Consider the following 26041-nt stretch of genomic DNA (forward strand, 5'->3'; position numbering starts at 1 on the left):
TCCAGCTTTAAAATTATAAGAAATAATTAATTCCTGCTTCAAAAATCTTCTGTTCATTAATTTCAGGTATATTTTTATAAAGGCCCATGCCTCTTCTCTCACTGTGAGCCATTTTGCCAAGTATTCTTCCATCTGGACTTGTTATAGCTTCTACAGCATAATAAGAACCATTAGGATTATGCTCAATGTCATAGGTTGCATTACCTTTAAAGTCCACATATTGAGCAGCTACTTGTCCATTATTTATAAGTCTTTTAATTTCCTCTTCACTGCACACAAAACGTCCTTCACCATGAGATACCGGCAGAGTGTGTATTTCTCCTAATGCTGCATTACTAAACCAAGGTGAAAGCTTTGAAACCACCTTTGTTCTAACCATGCAGGATACATGCCTTCCAATAGAATTATGAGTTAGAGTTGGGCTATTCTCGGATAATTCTCTAATGTCTCCATAAGGCACTAGACCAAGCTTTATTAGTGCCTGAAAGCCGTTGCATATACCCAGCATAAGCCCGTCTCTTTCATGTAATAGTCTCATCACAGCTTCTTTAATTCTTTCATTTCTGAGTATTGCTGTTATAAACTTACCAGAACCATCAGGCTCATCTCCAGCACTAAAGCCTCCAGGCAGCATCATTATCTGCGTGTCATCAATATACTTAACCATTTTATCTATAGCTTCTTCTATATCTTTGTGATTTAAATTTTTAAATACAAAGGACTTCACATCTCCTCCTGATTTTTCAAAGGCCCTTTGTGAGTCATATTCACAATTTGTGCCAGGGAAAACAGGAATAAATACCTTAGGTTTTGGAACCTTAATAATTGGTGAATTATTTAAGCTTTTTTCAAAACAAATATTTTGAAGTACCTCTTTATCTTCATGAACTTTTGTAGGAAATACTTCTTCTAATGGATTTGTATAGCTTTCTAAGGCTTCATTAAGTGAAATTATTTCTTCACCAATTTGAATTTTTTCTTCATCTATCGTGAAACCTAGATCTTCATATCCAGTTCCCTTTAGAAGCTCACTTATATTTACCTCACCGTCTAGCTCTAAGATTATTGAGCCATAATCTGGACAAAGTAATGTACTGCTGGAAAAGGATTTTGAAAATTGAAACCCTATTTTATTTCCAAAACACATCTTGCTTATTGCTTCACTTATACCTCCTGCTTTAACAGAAATTGCAGAAAGGATTTTACCTTTTGTATTAAGTTCTATTACTTTTTCGAAATTGCTCTTCAGCTTATTAAATACAGGAAGTTCTTTATCATCACGTTCTGCCTTTAATAAAACCACTTTACTGCCTGCTTTCTTAAATTCTGGTGACAAAACTGAATTTACATCACTTAAGCAAACTGCAAAGGCTACTACAGTTGGAGGCACATTTAGCTCCTTAAAGCTGCCTGACATACTGTCCTTTCCCCCTATTGCCGGTACCATCAGTTCTTTTTGAACATAAAGAGCACCTAGAAGAGCAGAGAAGGGTTTCCCCCATTTTGCTGAATCTTTACCCAGTCTTTCGAAATATTCTTGAAGAGAAAGCCTAGCCTTCTTATAATCTCCTCCTAAGGCGGTTATTTTCGTCAAAGCTTCCATTATTGCATATACCGCACCATGAAAGGGACTCCATTTACCAATTTTTGAATTATATCCAAAGCTCATTAAGGATACAGTATTGGTATCACCTTTTAATACTGGAATCTTTGCTGCCATTCCTTCTGCAGGAGTAACTTGATATTCTCCCCCATAAGGCATCAGTACTGAAGCAGCTCCAATAGTGCTGTCAAATCTTTCACCTAATCCCTTTTGCAGGCATATATTTAAGTCCTTTAAATTATTAAGCCAATCCTCTTTTAAATTTTTAATAATGTAGTTAGAATTATTAAAGTAGTTTTTCTCCTCCAGAGGAGCTTGTACTGCTACATCAATATTTTGTTTTGCACCATTTGTATCTAAAAAACTTCTAGCTATATCAACTATATATTTACCCTTCCAAAGCATTTTAAGTCTTTTTTCCTCAGTAACCTTTGCCACAATTACAGCTTCAAGATTCTCTTCCTTAGCAAGAGAAATGAAATTCTCTGCGTCCTCCTTAGCTGTAACTACTGCCATTCTTTCTTGAGATTCTGATATAGCAAGCTCTGTACCATCAAGTCCTTCATATTTTTTAGGTATTAAATTTAAATTTATTAATAAACCCTCTGCAAGTTCTCCAATAGCAACAGAAACTCCCCCTGCTCCAAAGTCATTACAGCATTTAATAAGCTTTGCCGCTTCAGGGTTTCTAAAGAGCCTTTGAATCTTTCTTTCAATAACAGGGTTTCCCTTTTGAACTTCTGCACCACAGCTAATAATTGAAGCTTCATTATGTTCTTTAGAAGAACCAGTAGCCCCGCCACAGCCATCTCTGCCAGTTCTTCCGCCTATTAAAATTACCACATCATTAGTCACAGGTGCTTCTCTTCTAACATTTTTCTTTGGTACTGCACCAATAACTGCTCCAACTTCCATCCTTTTTGCTACAAAAGCTTCATCGTAATGTTCAACTACTTGTCCAGTTGCTAAACCAATCTGATTTCCATAGGAGCTGTAACCCTCTGCAGCCCCTAGTGCTATTTTTCTTTGAGGCAGCTTTCCCTTAATTGTAGCCTCTATTTTAGCCCTTGGGTCTCCACTGCCTGTTATTCTCATTGCTTGATAAACATAGGCTCTTCCAGAAAGAGGATCTCTAATTGCTCCGCCAAGACAAGTAGCTGCCCCTCCAAAGGGTTCAATTTCTGTAGGATGATTGTGAGTTTCATTTTTAAACATTACAAGCCACTTTTCTAGTTTCCCTTCCACATCCACATCCACTTCAATACTGCAGGCATTAATTTCTCTAGAAACTTCTAAATCCTCAAGGAGACCCTTTTGCCTCATCTCCTTCATTGCAATAGTTGCAATATCCATAAGGCAAACTGGTTTTACTTTGTTTTTATAAACATTAGCTCTGCTATCTAAATATCCTTCATAGGTATCTTTTATAGGTTCAGTAAACTTATTTTTTTGAATCCTTACATTTTGAATATTGGTCATAAAGGTAGTATGTCTACAGTGATCTGACCAATATGTGTCAATAACCTTTAATTCTGTTATACTTGGATTTCTCTTTTCCTCATTTTTAAAGTAATCTCTTGCAAAGCTTAAATCCTCTATGGTCATTGCAAAACCATAATTAACCCTAAGCTTATTTAATTCATCCTCATTTAAATCAATAAAGCCTTCAAGGATATCCACTTCATTCTTAACTTGAACCTGCTTATTAAGCGTTTTTGGTTTTGACATTTCAGCTTCCCTAGAATCTATAGAGTTAATACAGTAATTCTTAGCTTTATCAAATTCCTCCTTAGAAATAACTCCCTTTAAAACTATTACCTTAGCAGTTTGAATTTGCACTTCATCTATGCTTAAAAGCAGTTGAATACACTGCAAAGAAGAATCAGCTCTTACGTCATACTGCCCAGGTAAATATTCATAGGCAAAAGCTATATCTCCTTCATCTATGTTTAAGTCCTCATAAGAATAATCAAGAGCGGCCTCGGAAAGAATATAATTCTTAACTACCTCAAACTCTTTTTCTGATATTCCACTAATATCATATCTGTTAATTACTCGAACTGCTGTAAGGCCCTTAATCTTAGCATTATACTTTAAGTCCTTAAGGAGACTTTGAGCTTCCACAGCAAAACTTGGCTTCTTCTCAACAAATAACCTTATTAATTTGTTTTCCATAGACAACACTCCTCTGCAAAATAAAAAATTCCAACACAGACTTAGGTAAGTCCATGCTGGAATTAAATAAAAAGACACATAACAAATAAAACTTAGTATATTTAGATAACTTTAATAAAAGCTGTCTAAACATAAGCTTTAATTTCCAGGACTCACCCATAGCCAGAAAATTTACGGTTTTCTCGTAGAAACTTTCGAACCCTATCATCGAAATTATATGGATGAATTATTAAGTTGTTTGATAAATACATAATAACATCTTAAATTACAAATTACAACATTCCTAACAAAATTATTTTTAATATTCGTATAATAACGAACTTTAACATTTGTGTAAATTCTATAATTCGTATTTTCTATGCCTTTTGCATATATCTTTAGCTATATAGAATTATGATATCTTGTACATCATAATTAGGTAACATTTGTAAAACAAACTAGAAATGCATGTGGGATTATATGGTATAATACTTATAGAAATAATTTTTAATACTTTTTATTAAAGGAGAAATCATATACATCACATTCTCTATTTGTATTAAATAATTCATTTAAATTTATATTTTGCTATAAAGACAGAAGAAAGGCAGGAATAACTATGAATCAAAAAGAAAGAATGCTTTCTGGTCTTCCATATAAGGCATGGCTAGACGGACTGGCTGAAGAACGAATGGAGAATAAAAAGAAGATATACGAGTATAATCATTGTAAGCCAGATGAAAGTGCGAAAATTGATAGTTTAATAAGAGATATTCTTGGTAAAGCAGGTAAAAGTGTATATATTGAAGCCCCCTTTCATTGTGATTATGGGAAGAATATTGAAGTCGGAGATAATTTTTTTGTTAATTACAACTGCACTATTTTAGATGTGGGAAAAGTAATAATAGGTAATAATGTACAATTTGCTCCAAATGTTTCGCTTTATACAGCAGGTCATCCCATACATCCTGCTTCTCGAAATTCTGGATATGAATACGGCATTGGTATAACTATTGGAAATAATGTTTGGCTTGGAGGTAATGTTGTCGTTAATCCTGGAATACATATTGGCAATAGCGTTGTTATAGGTTCTGGAAGTGTTGTTACCAAAGATATTCCTGATAATGTAATAGCAGTAGGAAATCCTTGCAAGGTTATTCGTGAGATAACAGAAGAAGACCGTAAGTATTATTATAAAAATTATGAATTTGATGTTGATGATTATAAGTAATAAAATTCCCACGTATGAATCAGCGATGGGTCTTCATATTATTTATTCGATCTCGTAAAATATTCATTTTAACTTCATCTTCTTTAAAAATCCTCTTTGGTAAAATCTGCGCAATATACTCTGTTTCATACAACAGAAAAGCTGTTTTTAGCTCCTTTGCCTTAACTAGATCGGACCATAATACCCTATGTTCTGTACTCTCATTTTGTATAATATAACAGTCTTCATAAATGCTATAGGTATATTCCTGCTTAAATGAGGCATCTTTTTCAAAGCTTTTTACCAATTTAAAGTAAAGCATAATCGGTAGAATAATTGCTAAGAAAAGTCCAATAAAAAGTCTTATTAATGCATTGCTGCCATTAGATATTGGAGCAATTATGTAGCTTATAATAAGAAGAATGCCAATAGCAGCCATTATAATAACTGTAGGAGAGGTGTAATAAAGCTTGTAATTAATTGCGATATATTCTTCCTTTGTAAAAGAAACTTGTAACTGAAGCAGCGGTGTTTGTTCTAAAGAAATTGAAGCATCATTGATAGTTTCAAAAGAGCTGTACTCAGGCTCCTCTTGAGAAACCTTTTCAAGGGGATAATGTTTTAATTTTAATTTTTTCTTATCAATGTTATGTGTAAGAGTGTTAAATACAAGCCCTAATTGTTCAGAATCGGCTAAACATCTTCTTGGTATGATAAAATACTTAACTGGTGAAGTATATATAACAAAACAGGGTTTTAACTCCAAAACTTTATAAATATCCTTCCACAGAACAGAGTTATTTCCTTTTGAAGAAGATATGATTAACTTATCTTCTTCAAATTCAAAACATAGTGGATCTTTCAAAAAATTGTTTTTTTTCATGGATTTTTTTAAGGTGTAATACTGCAAGTAGAAAGGTAAATGAGTGAAAGCTACGAACATAATAATGACGATAATAGAAGGCAGTATAATCAAAGGATTATTATCCCCGATTAAAAATATATAAGATAACACCATGACAATACATAATAAAGGTAATATGAATCCTGAGAATATATAATTGAATTTTCCTAGTATCCCACGGTAAGTTATAGAGAATACAAATGCTTTCAAATCCTTAAAAGTGTACTTTACAATAATCTTTTTCTGACTATCCATTTGATATCCCTCCTTAAGAATATATAGTATTTCCAATGGTTAGAATCATTTTTACTTAGATATTACTATTTTCGTCTTGGGGTGGATTTACTTTAGGAAAAGCATACATAAAGAATTATAATGTGAATAATGAAAAAACAATTAACAAGGAGGTATTATTGTGATTTGTCCATTTTGTGGAAGAGAAATGAGTATAGGAACACTGGATACGCCCTCAGGTTTTGGGAATATTGAATGGTATCCTGAAGCAGAGAAAAGTTACTTGGATAAAGCATGTAATAGTATAACTGTTCGGAGTTCTGCAAAATTTGAGTTTCCAATAGCAAATCTATGTTTTCATTGTCATAAATTGATAATAGACGTTCCTGAAAGAGCAAATTTTAAATTTACTGAGGAGTACTAATCATAAATTTAATTAATAATATAATAAGGTTTTGCCAAAGCAAAACCTTATTTTTTATTAAGTCTATCTATCGTATCCTTCTGGATGATTCAAATGCCAATTCCAAGCTGTTTTTATAATAGTTTCAAGAGAAGCAAATTTTGGCTTCCAGCCAAGTTCATCTATGGCCTTTTGTGAGGAGGCTATTAGAACAGCAGGATCCCCAGCACGCCTTGGTGCAACTTCAGCCTTTATTTCTCTTCCAGTTACCTTTCTTGTAACTTCTATAACTTCTTTAACAGAAAAGCCTTTACCATTTCCAAGATTAAAAATTCTGCTTTCTCCGCCTTTTCTTAATCTGTCAACTGCTAAAAGATGTGCCTGTGATAAATCCATTACGTGAATATAATCTCTTACACAAGTTCCATCCTCAGTATTGTAGTCATCTCCAAATATCATTATCTTTTCTCTTTTTCCTAGAGCTGCCTCAATAATTAAGGGAATAAGATGAGATTCAGGTCTGTGGTCTTCACCTATTTTTCCACTTTCGTGAGCTCCTGCTGCATTAAAATATCTTAGAGCAGTATATTTTATTCCATAGGCATTGTCACACCATTTTAGAATCTTTTCTACAGTAAGCTTAGATTCTCCGTAAGGATTGGTTGGAAAGGTCCTATCACTTTCTAATATAGGAGTACTTTCAGGTTCACCATAAGTTGCAGCTGTAGAAGAAAATACTATGTTTTTAACTCCATAATCCTTCATGGCTCTTAATAAACTTAAGGTTCCGCCTACGTTGTTTTCAAAATACTTTAAAGGCTCTGTTACACTTTCGCCAACAAGTGAATCAGCAGCAAAGTCAATAACTGCATCAATATTATTTTCAGTAAATACTTTATCCAAAACTGACCTATCCCTTAAATCTCCTTCATAGACACTTCCGCCTAAAATAGCCTCTCTATGACCCTTTTGAAAATTATCAAGAACTACAACTTCTTCTCCTTTTTCAAGTAGTGCAGCAACCATGTGACTGCCTATATATCCTGCTCCACCACATACTAAAATAGCCATATTAAAAACCTCCAATTATTTATAAATTTTAATTGTTTTTTATTTACCTGCTGTAATACCACATTATTTAGAATTCATTTTAATTCTAAATAAATATTTCATTCTTTATTCTAATAACATTTCTAATTACTATATTACCTCATGAGTTCCTTTGTAAGCTCCGCTTAAATAAAAGCTTGGTTCATAACCTATATTATTAGCATAGCCTTCTTTAACTTCGTGAGTAAAGCTCTCCACCTTATCCTTTTCTACAAGGGCAATGGCACAACCACCAAAGCCGGCACCTGTCATTCTTGCTCCAATGCAGCCAGCTGCCTTTAAGGACTCAGAAACTAAAGTATCTAGTTCCACCCCTGTAACTTCATAAAGATCTCTTAAGGAATTATGAGATTCTGTTAGAAGCCTTCCAAAATCCATTAGCTTACCTTCATTTAAATAACTGAAGGCTGCTTTTGTTCTTTCATTTTCGTATACTGCATGTTTTGCTCTATTTCTAACATTAATTTTAGTAATCTTATTTTCTAAAAGGTTAAACTCTTCTCTAGTTAAATCACAAAGAGCTTCTATAGGTTTTTCCACTTTTAGTATAGCTAGGGCTTCCTCACATTCAGCTCTTCTTTCATTGTATTTTGATTCATTAAGAGCTCTTCTCTTATTTGTATTCATAATAACAAGAGTAAACTCTCCCAGTTCAACCTTAGCATAATTATACTTTAAGGTACCGCAGTCTAATAATATAGCTTCATTTTCCCTTCCCATTCCCACTGCAAATTGGTCCATTATTCCGCAATTCACACCTACAAAGCTGTTCTCAGCCTTTTGAGAGATTTTAACTAATTCAACTCTATCAGCTTTTCCCCCATTAAATAAGGTATCAATAATAACTGCAGTAAGCACTTCTAGAGAAGCTGAGGAAGATAGTCCTGCGCCATTAGGGATATTTCCGCTAATAAGTATATCCATCCCTCCAAGCTTAAAGCCTTGATTTTGCATAACCTTCATAACACCCTTAGGGTAATTAGCCCAATCATCTTCCTTCTTATAAACTATATTATCTAATTCCACATTAACCTTTAAATCAAAATTTGTAGAAGCAAAGTTTACACTTTTGTCCTTTCTTGCTCTTACTAATCCATAAGTTCCAAACTCTAAAGCACAAGGAAACACATATCCGCCATTATAATCGATATGCTCTCCTATTAAATTTACTCTTCCTGGGGAAAAAAACTCTCTAATTTCTCCCTCTCCATAAAGCTCAACAAACTTCTTTTTTAACTCTTCTAACATCAAAACCCCTCCACAAGTTATAATTTTTTAATATACAGTTCCAAATTTTATTTCTTATTTACACTACACCACAGCAGTAAAACCTAGCTTGTTCATAAATCTTGTAAAGCCTTGAATACCGGCTTCATTTCTCTTATAAACTCCAGAATCTAAAAGCACCTTAAGGAACTTGCTTCCTACTTCGCTCTTTAAAATTTCCTCTGCTCTTTCCTTCGTGCAGCTTGTTCCATACTCTTTAATAAGTTCTTTTATCCAAACTGCATGTTTATGAAGCATATGCTTTTCATCTTCTACAGCAGCTTCTAGTGTAAGTAAATCACCTTGTAATACTTTTTCAATTTCCTTAAGCTCAGTGTTTAATCTTCCAGGAAGAACTGCAAGTCCCATGACCTCAATTAAGCCTATATTTTCCTTTTTTATATGATGGAGCTCCTTATGTGGATGGAAAATACCATCTGGGAACTCTTCACTAGTTCTATTGTTTCTAAGAACAAGGTCTATTTCATACTGTCCTTCCTTATTAATTCTAGCTATAGGAGTAATGGTATTATGAGGTACCTTTTCTCCATTTACCTCTGAATGTGCATAAATATCAACTTCCTTGTCAGTATAATTTCTCCATTCCTTTAAAGTCCTCATTGAAAGTTTTATTAGTTCTTCTTTATTAAAGGAGGAAAGTCTAATAACTGACATTGGCCATTTTACTATTCCTGCCTTAACATTTTTATATTCTTCATTTGTAAAATAAGTTTCTATAGATGCCTTAGCCATAGGAAACTCATGCCTACCGCCTTGAAAATGTTCATGGCTTAAAATTGATCCGCCAACTATTGGTAGGTCTGCATTTGAACCTATAAAATAATGGGGCAGCTTTTCCACAAAGTCGAACAGCCTAATAAAGGTTTTATCTGATATTTGCATTGGTACATGGTTCTCATGAAAAACTATGCAATGTTCATTATAATAAACATAGGGTGAGTACTGTAAATACCAATTTTCATTATTCAATTCCATTGGAATAACTCTATGATTTTGCCTTGCTGGATGATTCACATGTCCTGCAAACCCCACGTTCTCAAGGCACAATAGGCACTTTGGATAATTTGCTTGTGGTCTTAATTTTGAGGCTGCTATTTCCTTTGGATCTTTTTCTGGCTTGGATAAATTAACTGTTATTTCTAAAGCTCCATATTCACCATCCGAGAGCCAGTATAAATTTTTTTCAATTCTGTCCATTCTTATATAATTTGACGCTTTAGATAAGGCATAAAAGTCATCTGTAGCTTGCTTATTTCCTGCTTCAGAATAAGTTTTATAAAATTTTTGTACCACTTCTGACTGTCTTGGCATTAAAAATCCCATAATTTTTGCGTCAAGTAAGTCTCTGTTAGTAGTTGTATTCTCCTCTATAAGTCCAATATTAAAAGAGTAATCTAAGAGCTTTTCTAATATTTCCACTGGACTTTCAAGTTCCTCAAAAGCTATCTTTCCTGTATAGGGTTCCTCAAGTTTAAATAAATCAAGTAACAGATTTCTGCTTAAAATTAAATCCAACTGCTCTATCATCTTATGCCTTAAAGCAAACTGCAGCAGTCTTTCCACTTCGTAAGCAGCATTTATATTTTCCATTGTACCACATCTCCTGATCTGTATAAATTTATAAAATAATTATGGCCGAGCAATAATAGAAAACCTTTTCTATTACATTAATATAAATGAGTTTAAACCCATTCATATTTATAAGCTATTAATTTTACTGCAGCTTTCTCTAATAACTAAGTTCGTATCTAGTATAAGCTTTTTTCTGCTTTTACTGCTGTTTTCAATTAAATCTAAGAGCTCAGCTGCTGCCCTTGCCCCTATTTCCTTCATGTTTAAATCTACTGTGGTGAGCTTTGGCTGTGTTATACTGGCAAGCAAAGTGTTATCAAAGCCAATAATTGAAAGCTCCCTTGGAACCTTGATACCAAGCTTGTTACATGCATTAATTATACCTACAGCCATTAAGTCATTACAGGCGAAGACTGCAGTTGGTCTATCTTCTCCAGTTAAAAGTGATTCCAGCTTTTTTTGAGTTCTTTCAACAACCTCAATACTGTTTCCTCTTCCAACATTTACAATTTTCTCATATTGAAGCTTTTCTTTTTCTATTATATTCTCATATATTTTCTGCTTAATATCATAAGAAAAGCTCTTGTGCCCTCTGAGGAAGGCAATTTTCCTATGTCCAAGTTCCAGTAAATAATTAAAGGCCTCAATTGTTCCAACTTCTTCATCATAGCAAACAAAGCTGCATTTATTACTAGCTGCAGAGCCGCTAATAATTATAAGCGGCAGAGATTTTGAAAGCTTATCGTAAACACCCTTTTTTAAATTCTCTATTGTTGGATCAATTATTATAATGCCATCTACTTGTCTGCCTATGTGTTCTTCAACAAGTTTAAGCTCCTTTTGTGCTTCACCTTCAGTGTTAGAAAGAGAAATGCTATAACCCTTGCTTTTCACAGCCTCATCAATAGCTTCTACAATAGTTGGGAAAAATAAATTTGTTATCCCAGGAACAATAATCCCTATCATAGAACTTTTTTTGGTAATAAGGCTTCTTGCCATAACATTTGGCTTGTAGTTAAGTTTCTCAATGGCACTTTCTATTTTAACTCTAGTCTCTTCTTTAACAGGATAGTTATTGTTTAATACCCTAGAAACAGTTGTAATTGATACCCCGGCTTCTTTGGCAACATCATTAATTGTTATTGACATATCCTCACCCTTTAGAAAACCTTTTCTATAATTTGATTGTAACATATAGGAATTCTAAATTCAATACTAAGTAAATTTAATTTATTAAAAAATTTAGACAATAAAAAAGCCAATTTAAAACATAGAGATTAGATAAATGCACTATGTTATAAATTGACTTTTACATTATATATACAAAATTTTAAATAAGACTATAATTTTATCTGGATATGCTGCCATTTGGCTTTTTACTTTATTTATACAAGGGCAAAATTTAAGTATTTTCCCATAGCAGCTATTTGGTAAACTAGTCCATCGATCATAGCATAAAAAATTAATAGTAGTATTCTTCCTCTCCAAAATCACTAATTAATTCTATTATCTTTTCAGTAACCAGAGTGAAGATCTTTTCTCCCTTTTTCTTTGTTGCCAGGGTTGCATCACCAGTCAGTGCATTTTCAAATAACACCTTTCCTCTATCTTTATAGAAAACCTTCATACGCGGTTTTTTATCGTTCTTCATGGCATTGTCCATTTGTACGAGCGTTTCATCGTAGTATAAAATTGCAGAAGTTTCATCTTCGCCGCCATGACCTTGTCCTTCTGTAATAGTAAGTATTTCCTTGGAAAAGTCAAGCCACCAATTTATAATAATTACATCCATACCAAGCTGCATAAGCCGTTCTGCTGCAAGATTCAGTGCATTAATATTTCCTCCATGGCCATTTAATAGAACAAGCTTCTTAATTCCATTATCAAAAAGGCTCTTACAAGCATAATACACATAATTTGCCATAACCTCAGATGGTATATGGATTGTGCCGGCATAGATAGACAAATCATAGCTTTGGCCAAATGGAATTTCAGGGGCTATCCAAAGCTTATCACCCATTTTTTCATTGATTTTACTACAAAATAGTCGTGGTGAAAACACATCAGTTCCTAGAGGAAGATGGTGTCCATGTGCTTCCACAGAACCTATAGGCATAATAGCCATATTTGCTTTGTCCAAATTTTTCTTAAAGTCATCACTTGTATATTCTACTAAATACATTATAATCACCAACTTTTATTAAATATTATTCACAACTTTAGCTACAAACCTTTGTAAATACTGCTCGTTTAGTAAAAAGAAGATTAATTTTGAGCATAATAGTCCAAAAATAATTCCTGCCATTACGTCAGATGGATAATGCAGACACAGATAAATTCTTGACAGTGCAATTAGAAATGCTATAAATAAAAATATTAATCTATACTGAGTAAAATATACTGATAATACTCCCGAAACAGCAAAAGAAGAAAAGGTGTGTCCGGAAGGGAAGGAATAGGAAATTGGCTTTGATATTGAGGGTACTATATTGTTATGGGAATTAAAAGGTCTTGCTCTTCTTACAATATGTTTAATAATGCCCTCTCCTATAATTGTACTTATAATTAAAGTTACTAGTACAATTTTTCCAATATCCTGCTGATTATCCAAAATTAGTCCCATTGCAATTATAATCCAAACTACTCCTAAATTTCCGAGATCAGTCATTATTGGCATTAGAAAATCTAAAAACTTACTTTCCAAATGTCTATTTATAAATAATAATCCGTTTATATCAAATTTATTAATTTTTTTAGGAATATTATATTTCAATGCCCCACCTTCTTTACCCTTATTATTTTAAATATCATTTTTATATTATTTTAATATAAAAGTAAAACAAATAATAGATAAAAAATTGTAAAATAACAAAACTTAATATTTTTATAATAAATATTTAATATGGGCAATAAAACTGTTATAAAACACATCCTAAAATCAATAAAAACGAATCATATAGTCCATGGGCAATTCCTACCAATAATGTTGAGCAGTTTTTTACTTTGAACCTTGCAAATCCGAATATTTCTCCAATCAATACTGTGATAATTACCTGTAGAAAGTCTTGTCCATTTGGAAAATGCCAAATACCGAACACTATTGCTGATATAACTACAGCCCATACCTCTGAATTTAAAGCAGCTTAATTAAATCAATAGCTTAAATTGAAATTCTTTTAATTTAATAAGAATATATTGGTATTATTTTTATATCTAAGATATACTAATAGTGAAAGCTTTTTGTTTATTATGAAATAAATGGAGGTATTTTTGTGACAGATAAAAATAGAAATGTTTTAAAGTATAGAAAATTTGCTTTGGGTTGTCTATTTACTTCTATATTATTAAGTATATTAGCCCGAATTTTATCTTTTAGCGGCTCCTCAGTGTTAACAAAAATATTTCTATATCCAGGAATAGCACTATTAATAAGTTTCATTATTATATCTTTTGTTTTCTGGAGATGTCCCCGCTGTAAAGAAAGATTACCTATAAGATTTGATTATAAAAATAATGTTGATGAAGTTTTATGTCCTTATTGCAATATGAATCTCCTACATGATGATGTTAATAATAGATAAATTATAAAGATAAAGGTGGAATTGAAGCAAAAGGAGGATATGCCTAAGGCATAATATTCTTTTAAATATAAAAATAACTTTATTGATGATTCTGATTTTGAAAAGATCAGGGTAATTATTCAGAATGAGATGAAGGAAAAGTATGAGAAGTAAAAATTCTGGTATTTCTTTTATAAATATACCAGAACTTTTATTAAATTAGATGTTATTTAAAAATTCTTTATATAAAGGAGTAATATTTTATTTAATATAAATTGTAACTTAATTATGGTGCTCATTTTGCCAATTAATATCAATTCAATAAATTAATTATATCTTTTGGTGGTAACAGATTTGAAAGTGGCGATAAAGGAGATCCTTTACCGTCATCAATATATAAATTTACAGTTTCTGATTCGGTTAGTGGCATTAGCAATTTAACATATTGCTTAATAGGTGGAAGAAATTGATCATAAAATTGTGTATGTTTAGGTTCTTGATAAATGAATTCTAAAACCATCTCTTTTTCCTCTATCGTTTTTAAGGTTTCTGCGGTACTGATACATTTGAGTGGATATAAGTTGCTTACAAATCTTTCATTAGATAAATCTAATACCTGATTATATAAGTTATCATTACTAGTTACTGTTTTTATTATCTTTCCCTTATCTATCAAAAGTATCTTGTCTGGTAGTTCAAAATACTTATATTGCTTATTATTAATTTTATTTTGAGCTAATAATTTATTTTGATAATTATTTATGATATTTGATTTTGATAAACCTACAATAGTAATACAAAAAATTAATCCAACTATGAAAATTTTATCAATGTGTCTCATAATATCACCTCTTAATATCAATACGAAAATATATATACAAAGTTCTAACAAATTTAAGCATATAGCCAAAATTTAAAAAGGTCTTGCCCATAGGCAAAACCTTTTAACAACTCTACTTTTCTTTATAAACAACACCGCCTGTTGCTTGATTTGTTGGAGTTATTGTAACTTCACAGATTTGTACATGTTCTGGAACTGATGCTGCATATAGTGCTACATCTGCAATATCATCAGCTGTAAGTGCCTTAATTCCTTCATAAACCTCCGAAGCCTTATCCTCATTTCCGTGGAACCTTACAACACTAAAATTAGTTTCTACCATTCCAGGTTGGATGTTTGTTACTTTAATAGGGGTATCCACAACATCCATTCTTAAACCATCACTAATAAACTTAACTGCTGCCTTTGTAGCGCAGTAAACGGCACCATTTGGATAGGCGAAAATACCCGCAGTAGAACCAATGTTAATAACATGGCCTTTTCTGTTTTCCACCATAATTGGAACTATCTTTCTAGTCATGTACAAAAGGCCTTTAATATTTGTATCTATCATTGTATCAAAGTCTTCTATGCTTCCTTCTTGAAGCTTTTCAAGTCCTAACGCAAGCCCAGCATTGTTTACAAGTATATCTATATTCTTAAGTTCTTTTGGCAGGCTTTCACAAACCTTATCTACAGCATTTTTATCTCTTACATCAAGCTCATAAGCATAGACCTTTGCCCCATAGGTCTTCTCAAGCTCAGCTTTGAAGTCATTAAGCTTTTCCATATTTCTTGCACAAAGCAGTAATACTGCTCCTTCCTTTGCAAACTTTCTTGCAATGGCATTACCAATTCCGCTTGTAGCACCTGTAATGAAAACAATTTTATTTTTTTGCATAATTATTCCCCTTTTTAGTTTAATTTAAATTGGTCTACAATTTCTCTCATGGATTTTGCTTTATAATTAAGTCTTTCAGCTGATGCTGCTACTTCTTCTGAGGATGCATTCATTTCCTCCATAGAAGCTGTGATTTCTTCTGAGGAAGCAGATACCTCTTCAGCTGAGGCTAAAACAGTATCCATATTATTTATTATAGCATTCTTTTCCTTATCTATATTTATTACAGATCCATTAATATTTTCTATTTTCGGTAAAATATCCTCCACAGCATTTACGATTTTCTTGAAGGATTCTATAGAGTTTCCAATAATATCAATCTGGCTATTTAGCTTATCATTAACATTTTCGGTAGTATTTATAACTATATTACTCTTCTCAGATATCTTGCTGACTAAACTGCTTATGTCTTCAGAGGATTCCTTAGCCTTTTCTGCAAGCTTTCTTATTTCATCTGCCACAACAGCAAAACCTTTTCCAGATTCTCCAGCTCGAGCAGCTTCAATTGCTGCATTTAATGCAAGAAGATTTGTCTGCTCTGCTACATCCATAATTAAATTAGTAATTTCATTTATCTTAGATATATCTTGTCCAAGGTTTAAAACCTCATCCTTTGTTTCCTTAAAGCCAACGCCGATTTCTTCAATAGATTTTGCAACTAAATTCATATCTTTGTTGCTTTCGGCTGACATTTGATTAATTTTTTTTGCATTATCGTCCACGTCATCCACAGCATTAACAATTTTAACTATATCATTACCAAATTCATTCAAAGTATCATTTACCTCTGATACTTCTTTTGCTTGATTATTAGCACCACCTGCAACCTCCTGAATTGTTGATGCTACTTCTTGTGATGAAGATGCCATTTCTTCTGAAATTGCAGAAAGTGTCTCAGATTGGTTCATTATATCTTCTGAATTTTCTTTTATTTTTTTTATCATTGATGATATATTTTCCACTAACTGCAGTAGTTGTTTATTCATTTTCCCAAATTCATTTCTGCTGTCATCTTCTATTTTAATTGCGAAATCTCCATTAGAGACTTTAATTAAATTACCACCTATTTCTTTAATAGACATACTGATTGTTTTTGTTATCAAAATATATAATATTAATAAAATTAAAAAGGTGCCTAATGCAATTATAATAAATACATTTCTAGAATTATTAAAGATTAGACTCCCTTGATTATTAAGATTATCTGCCTCATCCACATTATATTTAACCAAATCTCCAAGCCTTGTAATTGTGGCATCAGCAATTTTTGAAGCTGCTTTTGACTCTTCTTCTGTTGGTTTTGTATCTATTGTTATTTTTGAACTTAAAATATTCCATTGCTGCATATAGCTAGAAATGTCATTTTTTACATCCGACATTATCTTTTTTTCATCATCTGACATATAGCCTTGATCTAATTGCTTTAAAATATTATTTATTTCTGAATAATATCCATTTATTGCTATACTTGTGTCAGCTTTATTACTGTACTCTGCACTAACTACTTTCATATTAATAAATATAAAGTCTCTTCTTATATCAGCAACCTTTGTAGATGGAAGTAACCTGTCCATATACATTTTATCCATGTTACCTTTAATTTGATTCATATCATTAATACCAATAATCGATATAGAAAGTATTGATATCAGAGCAAATATAGATAATAAGCGAACTGCGTTAGTAACTTTAAAGTTTTTAAAAAAATTCATTTTATACTCCCCCATGATCTATAAGTTAGTGTAAGGTTTAAATTGAAGTATCAATACTGTTGGTTTTGCTAGATTAAAATTACTTCTTAATATAGTTAATAAATTTTAATAATATCACCTATATCTTACACTTATTACTATAAAATATCAATATAATACAATTTTTAGCATATAGTGACACACTTTTGAATAAATAAAAGTAATGGCATCCATATAACTTATTACTTATTTTTGAATAAGTAATAAGTTATATGGATGCCATTTAAAATATATAATCTAATTTTTAGAATAAAACTCAAGAACCTTTGAATATTTAACTTCTACAGGAACCTCTTCTGTATTTGGAAGTTTTATAAGCCTGCCTGCAAAATGTCCCGGATCCTTTTCCATATAATTTACAGCCAGTCCAGAAGCTATGAAGTTAGATGCAAAGGTTTCTACCTTTTGAGACTTTTCACTTAAGGTTATAACATCACCTACACTTACTTTGTAAGAAGGAATATTAACCCTTTTGCCATTTACAAGTATATGTCCATGCCCAACCATTTGCCTTGCTTGTCTCAACGTTGATCCAAACCCTAATCTATATGCCACACTGTCAAGTCTTCTCTCTAGACTTTGAATTAAAATATCTTCAGACTTTTCTTTTGATTTTAATGCATCAAATACTGCTTTTTTAAATTGCTTCTCTAATACACCATAGTATGCCTTTAATTTTTGTTTCTCTAGTAACTGCTCTCCATACTCAGAAAGCTTGTTTTGTTTTTTTACACCCCTCTGTAAAGCCTTTGGGTGATTAAATACATTTACGCCTAGATGTCTTGCTAATTTAAACCTAGGTCCCATAAATTTCGCCATTTTTTACCTCCAATAATTGCAGGGCATATAATTAGTATCAACAGCCCTAATATTTTTTATCGCGGTAGTAATTTGGCGCCAGTCAGCCGTAAGTATATAATACCATATTGAAATCAAATTGTAAATGATAATATTTATCATTTGTAGAAATAAAGAAAAGTATACCTATCAATTAACAACATGTTTAATCTATATTTCATTTATTAATTAAATGATATACTTTAAACCTTATATTTATAATAATTTCATGTAATTTGTTACTTAGATAACACTATAGCTTATCCATATATTCTTCCACTAAATATAAAAATACAGTTACTCCGAGCAAATCAGCACTGCCTCCTGGGCTTATATTTCTCTCTATAAATTCATCACATAATGCATCTATCATCTCTTTGCCTTTAATAGTCCTCATTCCGCCATTATGAATTATTTCCTTAGCTTTCTCCTTTACTTCCTCCAGCACCTTAGGATTATGGCGATGGATTATTGTTGAATCATTGCATATTTGCATAATTCCAATTAAGGTATTAACTAATCTGTCATTTTCACTTAGGTCTAAGGATTCTTTATAGTAATCTAATGAAAAGTTAAAAACTGCAGGAATGCCTTTCTCCACTTCTCCGCGGACACCTTCATTTTTATATTTCATATACAGCTTTTCACCATGAGATAAATTGTTATTATCCTTTAATACAAAAAGCTCCTTTTCAACAATACCTGCTGTCATCTCTTTAATAATATTTTGTATTTCGTAAAAATCCTTTTTATTATAAATAGCCTTTGTAGATGCGGCACAGGCTATACCCATTAAAAACAGCATACCTTTATGAGTATTTATTCCATTTGTTTTATTGAACATATCCTTTTCAGCTTCTATGCCGATACCTCTTATAGAATCAAAAATACTTTTACTGCTCTTATCTGAATAGCCCTCCTCAGCAAATAATACAAAATATTTACTAAGTGCTGCTATGCTATCTATAAAAGTATAATAATTCATATCCTTATGTGCCCCATTAGATATGGGTGATACTAATCCTGGAGAAGGGTAACAGCTGACTTCGTAAAGCATTGCCTGTACAGCAAAGCTGCTAATAGTTTGAGATGCTTCCTTTAATGTAATTACTTTCTCAATTTTCATGTCTTAACTCCTGTGACAGCTGCAAAACCATTAAACTTCCAGCTGATATTCTATATTTATACTCTATTATAATTCATTTTTTTAATGGTATCTATATAACTACTTATTTTCTATTCAATATATCAAATATTGAGTTATGTTAATTACTTAAGTATAATTAAATAAAAAGACATAAGGAGGTAATATTTCCTATGCAGTTATATTTTATTTTATCTCTAATCGCCTCAGTTCTAGTTGTGATTTTTGCTGTTATGAACGCTGGGGCGGTTCCTGTGAGAGTTTTTTTTGCCACCTATGATTTTTCCCTGGCATTAATTATTTTTATTTCTACAGCCTTTGGCGCAGTAATTGCAGCAATGCTTGGCTTAGTGAATCAATTTAAGCTAAAAAAAGAAATAAAAAAACTTAATAATGATAACCAGGTACTTAAACAAGAAAATCAAAAATTAAAAGATGAAAAAGTACAATAAATGAAAATGGCATGTGTGCATATCACTCATGCCATTTTCCATTCACAAAACAAATATGTAATAAGTCTTTTGGATTCCATTTTATTAAAATCTAAGTGATAAGCAGCTTAATCCGCCGTCAAGCTTTCTATACTCAGAGGTATCAACAAGAATTATCTTGTATCCTGCGGCCTCAACAGCTTCCTTTACTGCAGGATAGCCTTCAGGTACAATTACAATGTCGTTAACCCAGATGCAATTTGCTGCATAGACTTCCTCTTCAGGAATTATTATTTTATTAAACTCTTTAAATTCTTCCTTATCAATGAATTCTCCGCTTACCAGCATATTATTGTTTTCAATATAGTTGACACCTGTTTTTAAATGAAGAACCTTTTCTAAAGGAACAATAGAACCTGTAAGTCCATGCTTATTTAAGGCTTTAATAAATTGTTCTGCCCCCTCTTTATTTGTTCTAGCAGACAGCCCAATATAGAAATGATCACCTACCATCATTATGTCCCCGCCCTCTAAAGTTCCAGGATTTTTTATATATTCTATTTTACCTTCAGGGTAGAATTTTTTAATTATAGCAATAATGCCCTTTGTTTCTTCATTTCTACTTTTAGCACCAGGGTTAGTGATGATAGCACATTTATGTGATAAGACAGCAACATCCTCAACGAAGCATGAATCAGGAAAAGCTTCATCAGCCTCAAGCACGGTTACAATCACCCCACAATTTTTGAGAGCTTCAATATATGCATCATGCTGCTTTAGAGCAAGTTCATAGTCAGGCTTGCCCAATTCTGGTGCAGAAGTAATGCCTTCTACCATAGATTTTGATGGTCTTTTTACAATAACATTTTTAAACATTTTTTATCCCCCCAAAACTATTATATTTTCCCCACAGAAAACCTGATTTAAGAGTATTAGTAATCAAAAAAGTATATGTAAAAAATTAATAATACTTTTTTAAATACAATTTATTATACTTAAATCATATATCTTTAAATTTCACTAAGCAATACAGTTTTTATGCCTTTAAAAAAAAAAATGACAGCCAAATAACTAATATGTCATATGGCTGCCATTATATTATATCTTAAAACTTAAAGCTAATCTGCTTAACTTATCGGCTATTTCTGCCTGACTTTGAGCGGTGTTTGCAACTTGTTCAATAGCTTTATTGGTTTCATTCATGCTTGCTAAAATTGCTTCTGAACTTTCAGTATTATTTTGCATATTTCCTGCTATTGTCTGTACCACACTGGATATTTCTTCTGTAGATGCATTTAATTCCTCAGTCATAGATGCAATATTCTGAGACAATTCATTAACATAAACTGCGTCTTTCTCATAATTGTTTCCAGTATCAATTAATAGATCATAATCTTTTCTTACCCTGCTATCAATATAATCTAATACATCCTTTGCATTAACTGATAGATTATCTACAGCCTCCTGCACATTTGAAACCACATTTTGGATTTTTCCTACATATTCTGAGGATTGCTCTGCTAACTTTCTTACCTCATCAGCTACAACAGCAAAGCCTTTTCCCTGCTCACCTGCCCTAGCTGCTTCTATGGCTGCATTTAAAGCTAATAAATTAGTCTGCTCAGCAATTGAAGCAATAGAATTAGCAATTATATTAATTTCACTAACAACTTTGCCTTTTTCTATAGCATTTATAATATTTCTTTGTTTTTCTTCGTATAAATCATCAGCTATATTTTTAGATTCAAATCCCTTTTGCTTTATCACAGAAGCTCTCTCTTTAATCTGGATTGATTCTTCGCTGCTTTCCATAGAATTTGTGGCTAATTGGGTAATCCCCGAATTAACTTCATCCATAGTCGCTGATAGTTCTTCAGTAATTGCATTTACCTCTTGTATATTCTGTACAATAATTGATGTACTCTGATCAATATTTTGAAAATTTGTTGTCATTTCTTCCATAGTTGCTGATAATTCTTCACTTGAAGCTGTAACTTCTTGAGATTGCTCTATTATGTTTTGAATCATTAATTTAACATTTTCTTTAGCAGTATTTAAAGCCTTTATTAATTTTCCTAGTTCATCATTGGTTTTAACTTCCAAGTTTAGTGTTAAATCGCCCTTCCCCATAGCCTCTGCAAAATCTAGTCCTGTTTTTATTGCTTTAGATATGTAAATTGCCAGCACTAATCCAACTGCAACTGCTAAAATTAGTCCAAAAGCAATAAGAGAATACATTACTATAAGTGCCTGGCTATAATAGGCTTTATTACTAGCATCAGCCTGTTTCGCCATTTCCTGATTTTTTGTAATTAATTCATCAAGCTTACTAAACATATTTTTTCTAACATCAGTTAATCCAGTAAGTCCACTAATTGCTTCGTCATATTTGCCCCGCTGCACTGAATCTAAGACAATTGTTCTTTTAGTTCTATAGTTATCCATTAAAGTATTAAAATCATTAAAGGTCTTTCGAAGATCCTCTGAGAGAGGTCTTTTACCGTAATCATCAATATATTTTGTATTTATATTTTTTAATGAATCTACTTGATTTATGGCATTTCCTGTTTCCGCAGCATCCTTAGATAAAGCTGCAATTTGAATATTTTCACTTATTTCTAACAAATTTTCTTTTATAAGATGTAACTCATCTATACTTTGAAGATTATAGCTATAAATTGTCTCTGCATTTTTTTCAATTTTACCTATACCGTAATTGGCCATAATTCCAACAATTCCAAGCAAAACAGCAATGGATATAAATCCAGCTAGTAATTTAGCTTTAATTGATAAATTTCCTATAAATTTCATCCATATTCCCCCAATATTCAATATCATTAACAAAATATTCATATACGATGCTATTATTACATTTTTCGCTATATTTTGTCAAATTAAAACCTTCCAGTGATAAAATAAATACAAGCAACATGAAATTAAAAAATACATCATGTTGCTTGTACTCTATAACAAAAATTAATTACATTTATATTTTTTGCTAAAAAGATAATTGGGGTTTAGCTTCTAGCACAATTACAATGTCTCTTAAGTAATAAGTCATATGGATACCATCATTTCATTTCCAATGTTAATAGCATTTCTTTTACGTCTAAGCCTCCAGCATACCCCACCAATTTTCCATTAGACCCAATAACTCGATGACAGGGTATGAAAATTGCGATTGGATTCTTGTTATTTGCCATACCAACAGCACGGCTTGCTTTCTCATTTCCAACTTTTATGGCTACATCCTTATAGCTATAAGTTTTGCCATATGGAATTTCCTGCAGTACCTTCCATACCTTTTTCTGAAATTCAGTACCCTCCGGTGCTAGTGGTAAATCAAATACTTGTCTTTTCCCATCGAAGTATTCTTGAAGCTCTTTGTATGCTTTTTTTAGTAAAGCTGTTTCAGCAAGGTTTACATCCTTAGGAATTATTTCTCCAAAATCAACACGTGTAATTGCAGTACCATTTTCAACAATTCCTATTTTCCCAATTTTAGTTTCGTAATAAAATGCATTATTCATCTACAAGCACCTTCCCAAAAATGTAATATACCACTTATTTTCAGTTTGTTTTAAAAATTTAAGTCTCTCTTTTTATAAAATACATAGGTCACATTTACTGATGCAGCTATTATAACTAAGGATAGTATAACATATAATTGGTCAAAACCTCCACCATACATTAGTTTTTGAGTTTTAAATATTTAAAGGCCGTAATATACTTAAGTCCGCTGAGATTGCTGTTTATATGAGTTACCATAGAAAGTATATCAAAGAATAGTGTATAAAATAATATACCGTAAATATACAAAATTAACCAATTAATGTATAATAGGATTAGGTTATAAATTTAAGCATATAATTACCTAAAAACGGAATATGGAACTTCAATATTTATCTTGATATTCCTACGATTATTTTATTAAAGGAGAGATTATAAATGTTTAAAAAAGGAATTGCTTTTATTTTATTTTTTTTAGTAATTCTGACAGGATGTACGGCTAAACCTTTGACAAATAATCAAAATAAGTCAATTCCATTTAAGTATCTTTATGCTGGCTTTGTATTGCAAACTAATACTGAACAAAGTAATAGTGATAATGGGTTTCCTGTAGGGACAATTGTTTTTAACACAAATAAAGAATGGATGGACTTTATAAACAAATATTTTATTGATAAAAATTCTGTAAATCATGATTTTAAATATGCTGATATGTCTTATAGGCTTCCTGGCGATAAAGTAGATTTTACAAAGGAATCTATAATTTATAATTCAGCGCTTAGTGCTAAAAACGATGTTTATGTGGAGGCATATCAAATATATAAGATAGAAATAGAGAAAAATCAGCCTAAGGTTATTATGAAGGATCTAGATAATAATTTAAGTATTAGCACTGCATGTTTGAATGGTTACCAAAGATATATTATTCTTGTTTCTGTATATAAATCCGACTTACAGAAATAGTAACTATTCTGCAGGATTGGATTACTAATAATAATATTCCATTAACAACACCTATTAATTTATAATCATTAGATGTATAATAAGGTTAAATTAATGCATTCTAAAGATAAAGGTAGGTGTGTTTTTATGAAACCTGTAACGATGTTTATAACTGATTGGTGTCCACACTGCAAAAGGGCACTATCTTGGATAGATGAACTAAAAAAGGAAAATCCAAAATATTCAAGTATTGAAGTAAAGGTAATTGATGAGGAACGGCAGCCTGAAATTGCTAAAAAGTACGATTACTACTACGTTCCAACTTACTACATTGATAAAACTAAAATTTTTGAAGGTGGTACTACGAAGGATGTAATTCGAAAGGTCTTTGAAAGAGCTAGTGAATGATTTGATTAAATATAAGTAGTTGAAAATAGCCTTAAAAAAATGAAATTTAGCATCAATTAAAGAGGGGAATTTACCCCTCTTTAATTTTATCTTTATATTCAGTACCCCAAGCTATCATGGCATCAAGAACTGTTTTCAAACTATAGCCAGTTTCAGAAAGGGTATATTCCACATGAGGTGGTACCTCTGCGTATACCTTTCTAGTTAGGATACCCGTTGCTTCCATTTCCCTAAGATTTGCAGTCAAAACCTTTTGAGAAATATTACCCACAGATTTTTTCAGTTCTCCAAACCGTTTTGTTCCATCTAGAAGATCACGGATAATAAGTACTTTCCATCTATCACCAATTAAAGATAAAGTCATTTCAACAGGACAAGCTGGCAGTTCTTTAGTCATTTAATTATTCCTCCAATTTTCAATAGTATCCTTTTAGTAACTATAGCACTTTAAGGTGCTTACTTTACAATTACACTATACAGCAATTATACTTATGCTAATAAACAAAGTCAATGTAGATAAATGCTTATGGAATAGCATTTTACATTTGACAAATAAATTTTATAAAGGAAAGTGAGGTCATTAAAATGACAAAAAAATTAACAATAGCTATAATCGGTGCTGCTGGTAAAGAAGGTAGCTTGCTGGTAAAGGAAGCTATAGCAAGAGGACATGAAGTTACTGCTATAGTACGTAATGCAAGTAAGGTAGATGCGCCAGAAGCAAAGGTTCTTGAAAAGGACTTATTTAAACTTAATTATGAGGATTTGAAGAAATTTGATGTGGTTATAGATGCCTTTGGCGCATGGACAGAAGATACATTACCATTACATCAGAGTTCTCTAAAATATTTAGCGGACCTTCTTAGTGGCAAGCCTAATCGTCTTTTGGTTGTTGGTGGTGCTGGAAGCCTTTATGTTGATCCTCAGCACAAAACTCGTCTTATTGATACTCCTGATTTTCCAGATATGTTCAAGCCTTTAGCTTCAATTATGAGTGCTGCTTTTGATGCTTTAAAGGTTAGAAATGATGTAAATTGGACTTACGTAAGTCCATCTGCAAATTTTGTAGCTGATGGTATTCGTACAGGGGAATATATTTCTGGCGGTGAGGAACTAATGGTTAACTCCATTGGTGAAAGTGTAATCAGCTATGCGGATTATGCTATAGCTATGATTGATGAAGCTGAAAATGCTACTCACCTAAAAAAACGTTATACAGTAGTTTCTAAATAACTAAAATTTACAGAAAAATACCCTGCT

The 26041-nt window shown here is 32.0% G+C and carries 24 protein-coding genes, 1 pseudogene and 1 riboswitch; of the genes and pseudogenes, 7 read left to right on the forward strand and 18 right to left on the reverse strand.

Features of this window, described 5'->3' with window-relative positions; translation table 11 throughout:
- Window positions 1-13 precede the first annotated feature (13 nt).
- A complete protein-coding gene (locus ACJDUH_RS11405) occupies window positions 14-3778 on the reverse strand; it encodes a phosphoribosylformylglycinamidine synthase (protein ID WP_406765325.1) in 3765 nt (1254 codons plus the stop codon).
- 139 nt (window positions 3779-3917) lie between these two features.
- Window positions 3918-4019, reverse strand: a riboswitch (purine riboswitch).
- Between the two features lie 357 nt (window positions 4020-4376).
- On the opposite strand from ACJDUH_RS11405, the gene ACJDUH_RS11410 reads away from it, so the two are divergent.
- Window positions 4377-4988 carry a sugar O-acetyltransferase gene (locus ACJDUH_RS11410; RefSeq protein ID WP_406765326.1) on the forward strand — a complete coding sequence of 204 codons (612 nt, stop codon included), beginning with the start codon at window positions 4377-4379 and terminating at the stop codon, window positions 4986-4988.
- A 19-nt stretch (window positions 4989-5007) separates the two neighbouring features.
- On the opposite strand, the gene ACJDUH_RS11415 is transcribed toward ACJDUH_RS11410, so the two are convergent.
- A complete protein-coding gene (locus tag ACJDUH_RS11415; protein WP_406765327.1) occupies window positions 5008-6126 on the reverse strand; it encodes a YcxB family protein in 1119 nt (372 codons plus the stop codon).
- Window positions 6127-6286: 160 nt separating this feature from the next.
- Between ACJDUH_RS11415 and ACJDUH_RS11420 the strand changes: the two genes are divergently transcribed.
- A complete protein-coding gene (locus tag ACJDUH_RS11420; protein ID WP_406765328.1) occupies window positions 6287-6529 on the forward strand; it encodes a PF20097 family protein in 243 nt (80 codons plus the stop codon).
- Between the two features lie 63 nt (window positions 6530-6592).
- On the opposite strand, the gene galE is transcribed toward ACJDUH_RS11420, so the two are convergent.
- The 7 genes and pseudogenes from galE to ACJDUH_RS11455 all read right to left on the reverse strand — a co-directional run.
- On the reverse strand, window positions 6593-7579 hold the full coding sequence (gene galE / locus ACJDUH_RS11425) for a UDP-glucose 4-epimerase GalE (RefSeq protein WP_406765329.1): 987 nt from the start codon (window positions 7577-7579) through the stop codon (window positions 6593-6595).
- A gap of 129 nt (window positions 7580-7708) precedes the next feature.
- Window positions 7709-8866 (reverse strand): galactokinase, encoded by a 1158-nt coding sequence (locus ACJDUH_RS11430; RefSeq protein ID WP_406765330.1) that lies wholly within the window; start codon window positions 8864-8866, stop codon window positions 7709-7711.
- 63 nt (window positions 8867-8929) lie between these two features.
- Complete coding sequence (locus ACJDUH_RS11435) at window positions 8930-10495, reverse strand: UDP-glucose--hexose-1-phosphate uridylyltransferase (protein ID WP_406765331.1); 1566 nt, start codon at window positions 10493-10495, stop codon at window positions 8930-8932.
- Between the two features lie 108 nt (window positions 10496-10603).
- The gene (locus ACJDUH_RS11440; RefSeq protein ID WP_406765332.1) at window positions 10604-11626 is read right to left on the reverse strand and encodes a LacI family DNA-binding transcriptional regulator; all 1023 of its coding nucleotides are present in this window, start codon (window positions 11624-11626) and stop codon (window positions 10604-10606) included.
- A gap of 313 nt (window positions 11627-11939) precedes the next feature.
- Window positions 11940-12659: a creatininase family protein gene (locus ACJDUH_RS11445; RefSeq protein ID WP_406765333.1), complete on the reverse strand. Its 720-nt coding sequence runs from the start codon at window positions 12657-12659 to the stop codon at window positions 11940-11942.
- 18 nt (window positions 12660-12677) lie between these two features.
- Entirely contained in the window at window positions 12678-13250 is a 573-nt protein-coding gene (locus ACJDUH_RS11450) for a phosphatase PAP2 family protein (RefSeq protein ID WP_406765334.1), read from the reverse strand.
- Window positions 13251-13395: 145 nt separating this feature from the next.
- Window positions 13396-13596: pseudogene (locus ACJDUH_RS11455) on the reverse strand (CPBP family glutamic-type intramembrane protease); the annotation flags it as partial.
- A gap of 153 nt (window positions 13597-13749) precedes the next feature.
- Between ACJDUH_RS11455 and ACJDUH_RS11460 the strand changes: the two are divergent.
- Window positions 13750-14058, forward strand: a complete 309-nt coding sequence (locus ACJDUH_RS11460) for a hypothetical protein (RefSeq protein WP_406765335.1) — start codon at window positions 13750-13752, stop codon at window positions 14056-14058.
- A 292-nt stretch (window positions 14059-14350) separates the two neighbouring features.
- Here ACJDUH_RS11460 and ACJDUH_RS11465 read toward each other — a convergent pair whose 3' ends face one another.
- The 5 genes from ACJDUH_RS11465 to citG form a co-directional block, all read right to left on the reverse strand.
- On the reverse strand, window positions 14351-14878 hold the full coding sequence (locus ACJDUH_RS11465) for a hypothetical protein (protein ID WP_406765336.1): 528 nt from the start codon (window positions 14876-14878) through the stop codon (window positions 14351-14353).
- Window positions 14879-14990: 112 nt separating this feature from the next.
- Window positions 14991-15758, reverse strand: a complete 768-nt coding sequence (locus tag ACJDUH_RS11470; RefSeq protein ID WP_406765337.1) for an SDR family NAD(P)-dependent oxidoreductase — start codon at window positions 15756-15758, stop codon at window positions 14991-14993.
- Between the two features lie 14 nt (window positions 15759-15772).
- Window positions 15773-17470, reverse strand: coding sequence for a methyl-accepting chemotaxis protein (locus tag ACJDUH_RS11475; protein WP_406765338.1), 1698 nt, complete (start codon window positions 17468-17470; stop codon window positions 15773-15775).
- 276 nt (window positions 17471-17746) lie between these two features.
- Window positions 17747-18328, reverse strand: coding sequence for a 30S ribosomal protein S4 (rpsD, locus tag ACJDUH_RS11480; RefSeq protein WP_406765339.1), 582 nt, complete (start codon window positions 18326-18328; stop codon window positions 17747-17749).
- Window positions 18329-18599: 271 nt separating this feature from the next.
- Window positions 18600-19472 carry a triphosphoribosyl-dephospho-CoA synthase CitG gene (gene citG / locus ACJDUH_RS11485; protein WP_406765340.1) on the reverse strand — a complete coding sequence of 291 codons (873 nt, stop codon included), beginning with the start codon at window positions 19470-19472 and terminating at the stop codon, window positions 18600-18602.
- Between the two features lie 191 nt (window positions 19473-19663).
- Here citG and ACJDUH_RS11490 point away from each other — a divergent pair, with 191 nt between their 5' ends.
- Window positions 19664-19942 (forward strand): LapA family protein, encoded by a 279-nt coding sequence (locus tag ACJDUH_RS11490; RefSeq protein WP_406765341.1) that lies wholly within the window; start codon window positions 19664-19666, stop codon window positions 19940-19942.
- A gap of 84 nt (window positions 19943-20026) precedes the next feature.
- Here the strand turns inward: ACJDUH_RS11490 and ACJDUH_RS11495 are convergent, their stop codons facing one another.
- The 3 genes from ACJDUH_RS11495 to ACJDUH_RS11505 all read right to left on the reverse strand — a co-directional run bounded on the left by ACJDUH_RS11495 (window position 20027) and on the right by ACJDUH_RS11505 (window position 23451).
- Window positions 20027-20797 carry a dimethylarginine dimethylaminohydrolase family protein gene (locus tag ACJDUH_RS11495; RefSeq protein WP_406765342.1) on the reverse strand — a complete coding sequence of 257 codons (771 nt, stop codon included), beginning with the start codon at window positions 20795-20797 and terminating at the stop codon, window positions 20027-20029.
- Window positions 20798-21019: 222 nt separating this feature from the next.
- Window positions 21020-22732 carry a methyl-accepting chemotaxis protein gene (locus tag ACJDUH_RS11500; RefSeq protein WP_406765343.1) on the reverse strand — a complete coding sequence of 571 codons (1713 nt, stop codon included), beginning with the start codon at window positions 22730-22732 and terminating at the stop codon, window positions 21020-21022.
- Between the two features lie 260 nt (window positions 22733-22992).
- Window positions 22993-23451, reverse strand: coding sequence for a methylated-DNA--[protein]-cysteine S-methyltransferase (locus ACJDUH_RS11505; protein ID WP_406765344.1), 459 nt, complete (start codon window positions 23449-23451; stop codon window positions 22993-22995).
- 418 nt (window positions 23452-23869) lie between these two features.
- On the opposite strand from ACJDUH_RS11505, the gene ACJDUH_RS11510 reads away from it, so the two are divergent.
- Together ACJDUH_RS11510 and ACJDUH_RS11515 are read left to right on the forward strand one after the other, a co-directional pair.
- Entirely contained in the window at window positions 23870-24394 is a 525-nt protein-coding gene (locus tag ACJDUH_RS11510; protein WP_406765345.1) for a hypothetical protein, read from the forward strand.
- A gap of 126 nt (window positions 24395-24520) precedes the next feature.
- Window positions 24521-24781: a glutaredoxin family protein gene (locus ACJDUH_RS11515; protein ID WP_406765346.1), complete on the forward strand. Its 261-nt coding sequence runs from the start codon at window positions 24521-24523 to the stop codon at window positions 24779-24781.
- Between the two features lie 70 nt (window positions 24782-24851).
- Here ACJDUH_RS11515 and ACJDUH_RS11520 read toward each other — a convergent pair whose 3' ends face one another.
- Window positions 24852-25178, reverse strand: coding sequence for a winged helix-turn-helix transcriptional regulator (locus tag ACJDUH_RS11520; protein ID WP_406765347.1), 327 nt, complete (start codon window positions 25176-25178; stop codon window positions 24852-24854).
- A 188-nt stretch (window positions 25179-25366) separates the two neighbouring features.
- Between ACJDUH_RS11520 and ACJDUH_RS11525 the strand changes: the two genes are divergently transcribed.
- Window positions 25367-26014, forward strand: coding sequence for an NAD(P)-dependent oxidoreductase (locus ACJDUH_RS11525; RefSeq protein ID WP_406765348.1), 648 nt, complete (start codon window positions 25367-25369; stop codon window positions 26012-26014).
- Window positions 26015-26041 lie beyond the last annotated feature (27 nt).

Source organism: Candidatus Clostridium radicumherbarum, from assembly GCF_045310525.1.
Lineage (GTDB): Bacteria > Bacillota > Clostridia > Clostridiales > Clostridiaceae > Clostridium_AT > Clostridium_AT radicumherbarum.

Excerpts from the sequence above, each read along its gene's own strand:
- ACJDUH_RS11405 (WP_406765325.1), bottom strand. The coding sequence starts at position 3,778 with ATGGAAAACAAATTAATAAGGTTATTTGTTGAGAAGAAGCCAAGTTTT.
- ACJDUH_RS11410 (WP_406765326.1), top strand. The coding sequence starts at position 4,377 with ATGAATCAAAAAGAAAGAATGCTTTCTGGTCTTCCATATAAGGCATGG.
- ACJDUH_RS11415 (WP_406765327.1), bottom strand. The coding sequence starts at position 6,126 with ATGGATAGTCAGAAAAAGATTATTGTAAAGTACACTTTTAAGGATTTG.
- galE (WP_406765329.1), bottom strand. The coding sequence starts at position 7,579 with ATGGCTATTTTAGTATGTGGTGGAGCAGGATATATAGGCAGTCACATG.
- ACJDUH_RS11430 (WP_406765330.1), bottom strand. The coding sequence starts at position 8,866 with ATGTTAGAAGAGTTAAAAAAGAAGTTTGTTGAGCTTTATGGAGAGGGA.
- ACJDUH_RS11435 (WP_406765331.1), bottom strand. The coding sequence starts at position 10,495 with ATGGAAAATATAAATGCTGCTTACGAAGTGGAAAGACTGCTGCAGTTT.
- ACJDUH_RS11440 (WP_406765332.1), bottom strand. The coding sequence starts at position 11,626 with ATGTCAATAACAATTAATGATGTTGCCAAAGAAGCCGGGGTATCAATT.
- ACJDUH_RS11445 (WP_406765333.1), bottom strand. The coding sequence starts at position 12,659 with ATGTATTTAGTAGAATATACAAGTGATGACTTTAAGAAAAATTTGGAC.
- ACJDUH_RS11465 (WP_406765336.1), bottom strand. The coding sequence starts at position 14,878 with ATGAGACACATTGATAAAATTTTCATAGTTGGATTAATTTTTTGTATT.
- ACJDUH_RS11470 (WP_406765337.1), bottom strand. The coding sequence starts at position 15,758 with ATGCAAAAAAATAAAATTGTTTTCATTACAGGTGCTACAAGCGGAATT.
- ACJDUH_RS11475 (WP_406765338.1), bottom strand. The coding sequence starts at position 17,470 with ATGAATTTTTTTAAAAACTTTAAAGTTACTAACGCAGTTCGCTTATTA.
- rpsD (WP_406765339.1), bottom strand. The coding sequence starts at position 18,328 with ATGGCGAAATTTATGGGACCTAGGTTTAAATTAGCAAGACATCTAGGC.
- citG (WP_406765340.1), bottom strand. The coding sequence starts at position 19,472 with ATGAAAATTGAGAAAGTAATTACATTAAAGGAAGCATCTCAAACTATT.
- ACJDUH_RS11490 (WP_406765341.1), top strand. The coding sequence starts at position 19,664 with ATGCAGTTATATTTTATTTTATCTCTAATCGCCTCAGTTCTAGTTGTG.
- ACJDUH_RS11495 (WP_406765342.1), bottom strand. The coding sequence starts at position 20,797 with ATGTTTAAAAATGTTATTGTAAAAAGACCATCAAAATCTATGGTAGAA.
- ACJDUH_RS11500 (WP_406765343.1), bottom strand. The coding sequence starts at position 22,732 with ATGAAATTTATAGGAAATTTATCAATTAAAGCTAAATTACTAGCTGGA.
- ACJDUH_RS11505 (WP_406765344.1), bottom strand. The coding sequence starts at position 23,451 with ATGAATAATGCATTTTATTACGAAACTAAAATTGGGAAAATAGGAATT.
- ACJDUH_RS11510 (WP_406765345.1), top strand. The coding sequence starts at position 23,870 with ATGTTTAAAAAAGGAATTGCTTTTATTTTATTTTTTTTAGTAATTCTG.
- ACJDUH_RS11515 (WP_406765346.1), top strand. The coding sequence starts at position 24,521 with ATGAAACCTGTAACGATGTTTATAACTGATTGGTGTCCACACTGCAAA.
- ACJDUH_RS11520 (WP_406765347.1), bottom strand. The coding sequence starts at position 25,178 with ATGACTAAAGAACTGCCAGCTTGTCCTGTTGAAATGACTTTATCTTTA.
- ACJDUH_RS11525 (WP_406765348.1), top strand. The coding sequence starts at position 25,367 with ATGACAAAAAAATTAACAATAGCTATAATCGGTGCTGCTGGTAAAGAA.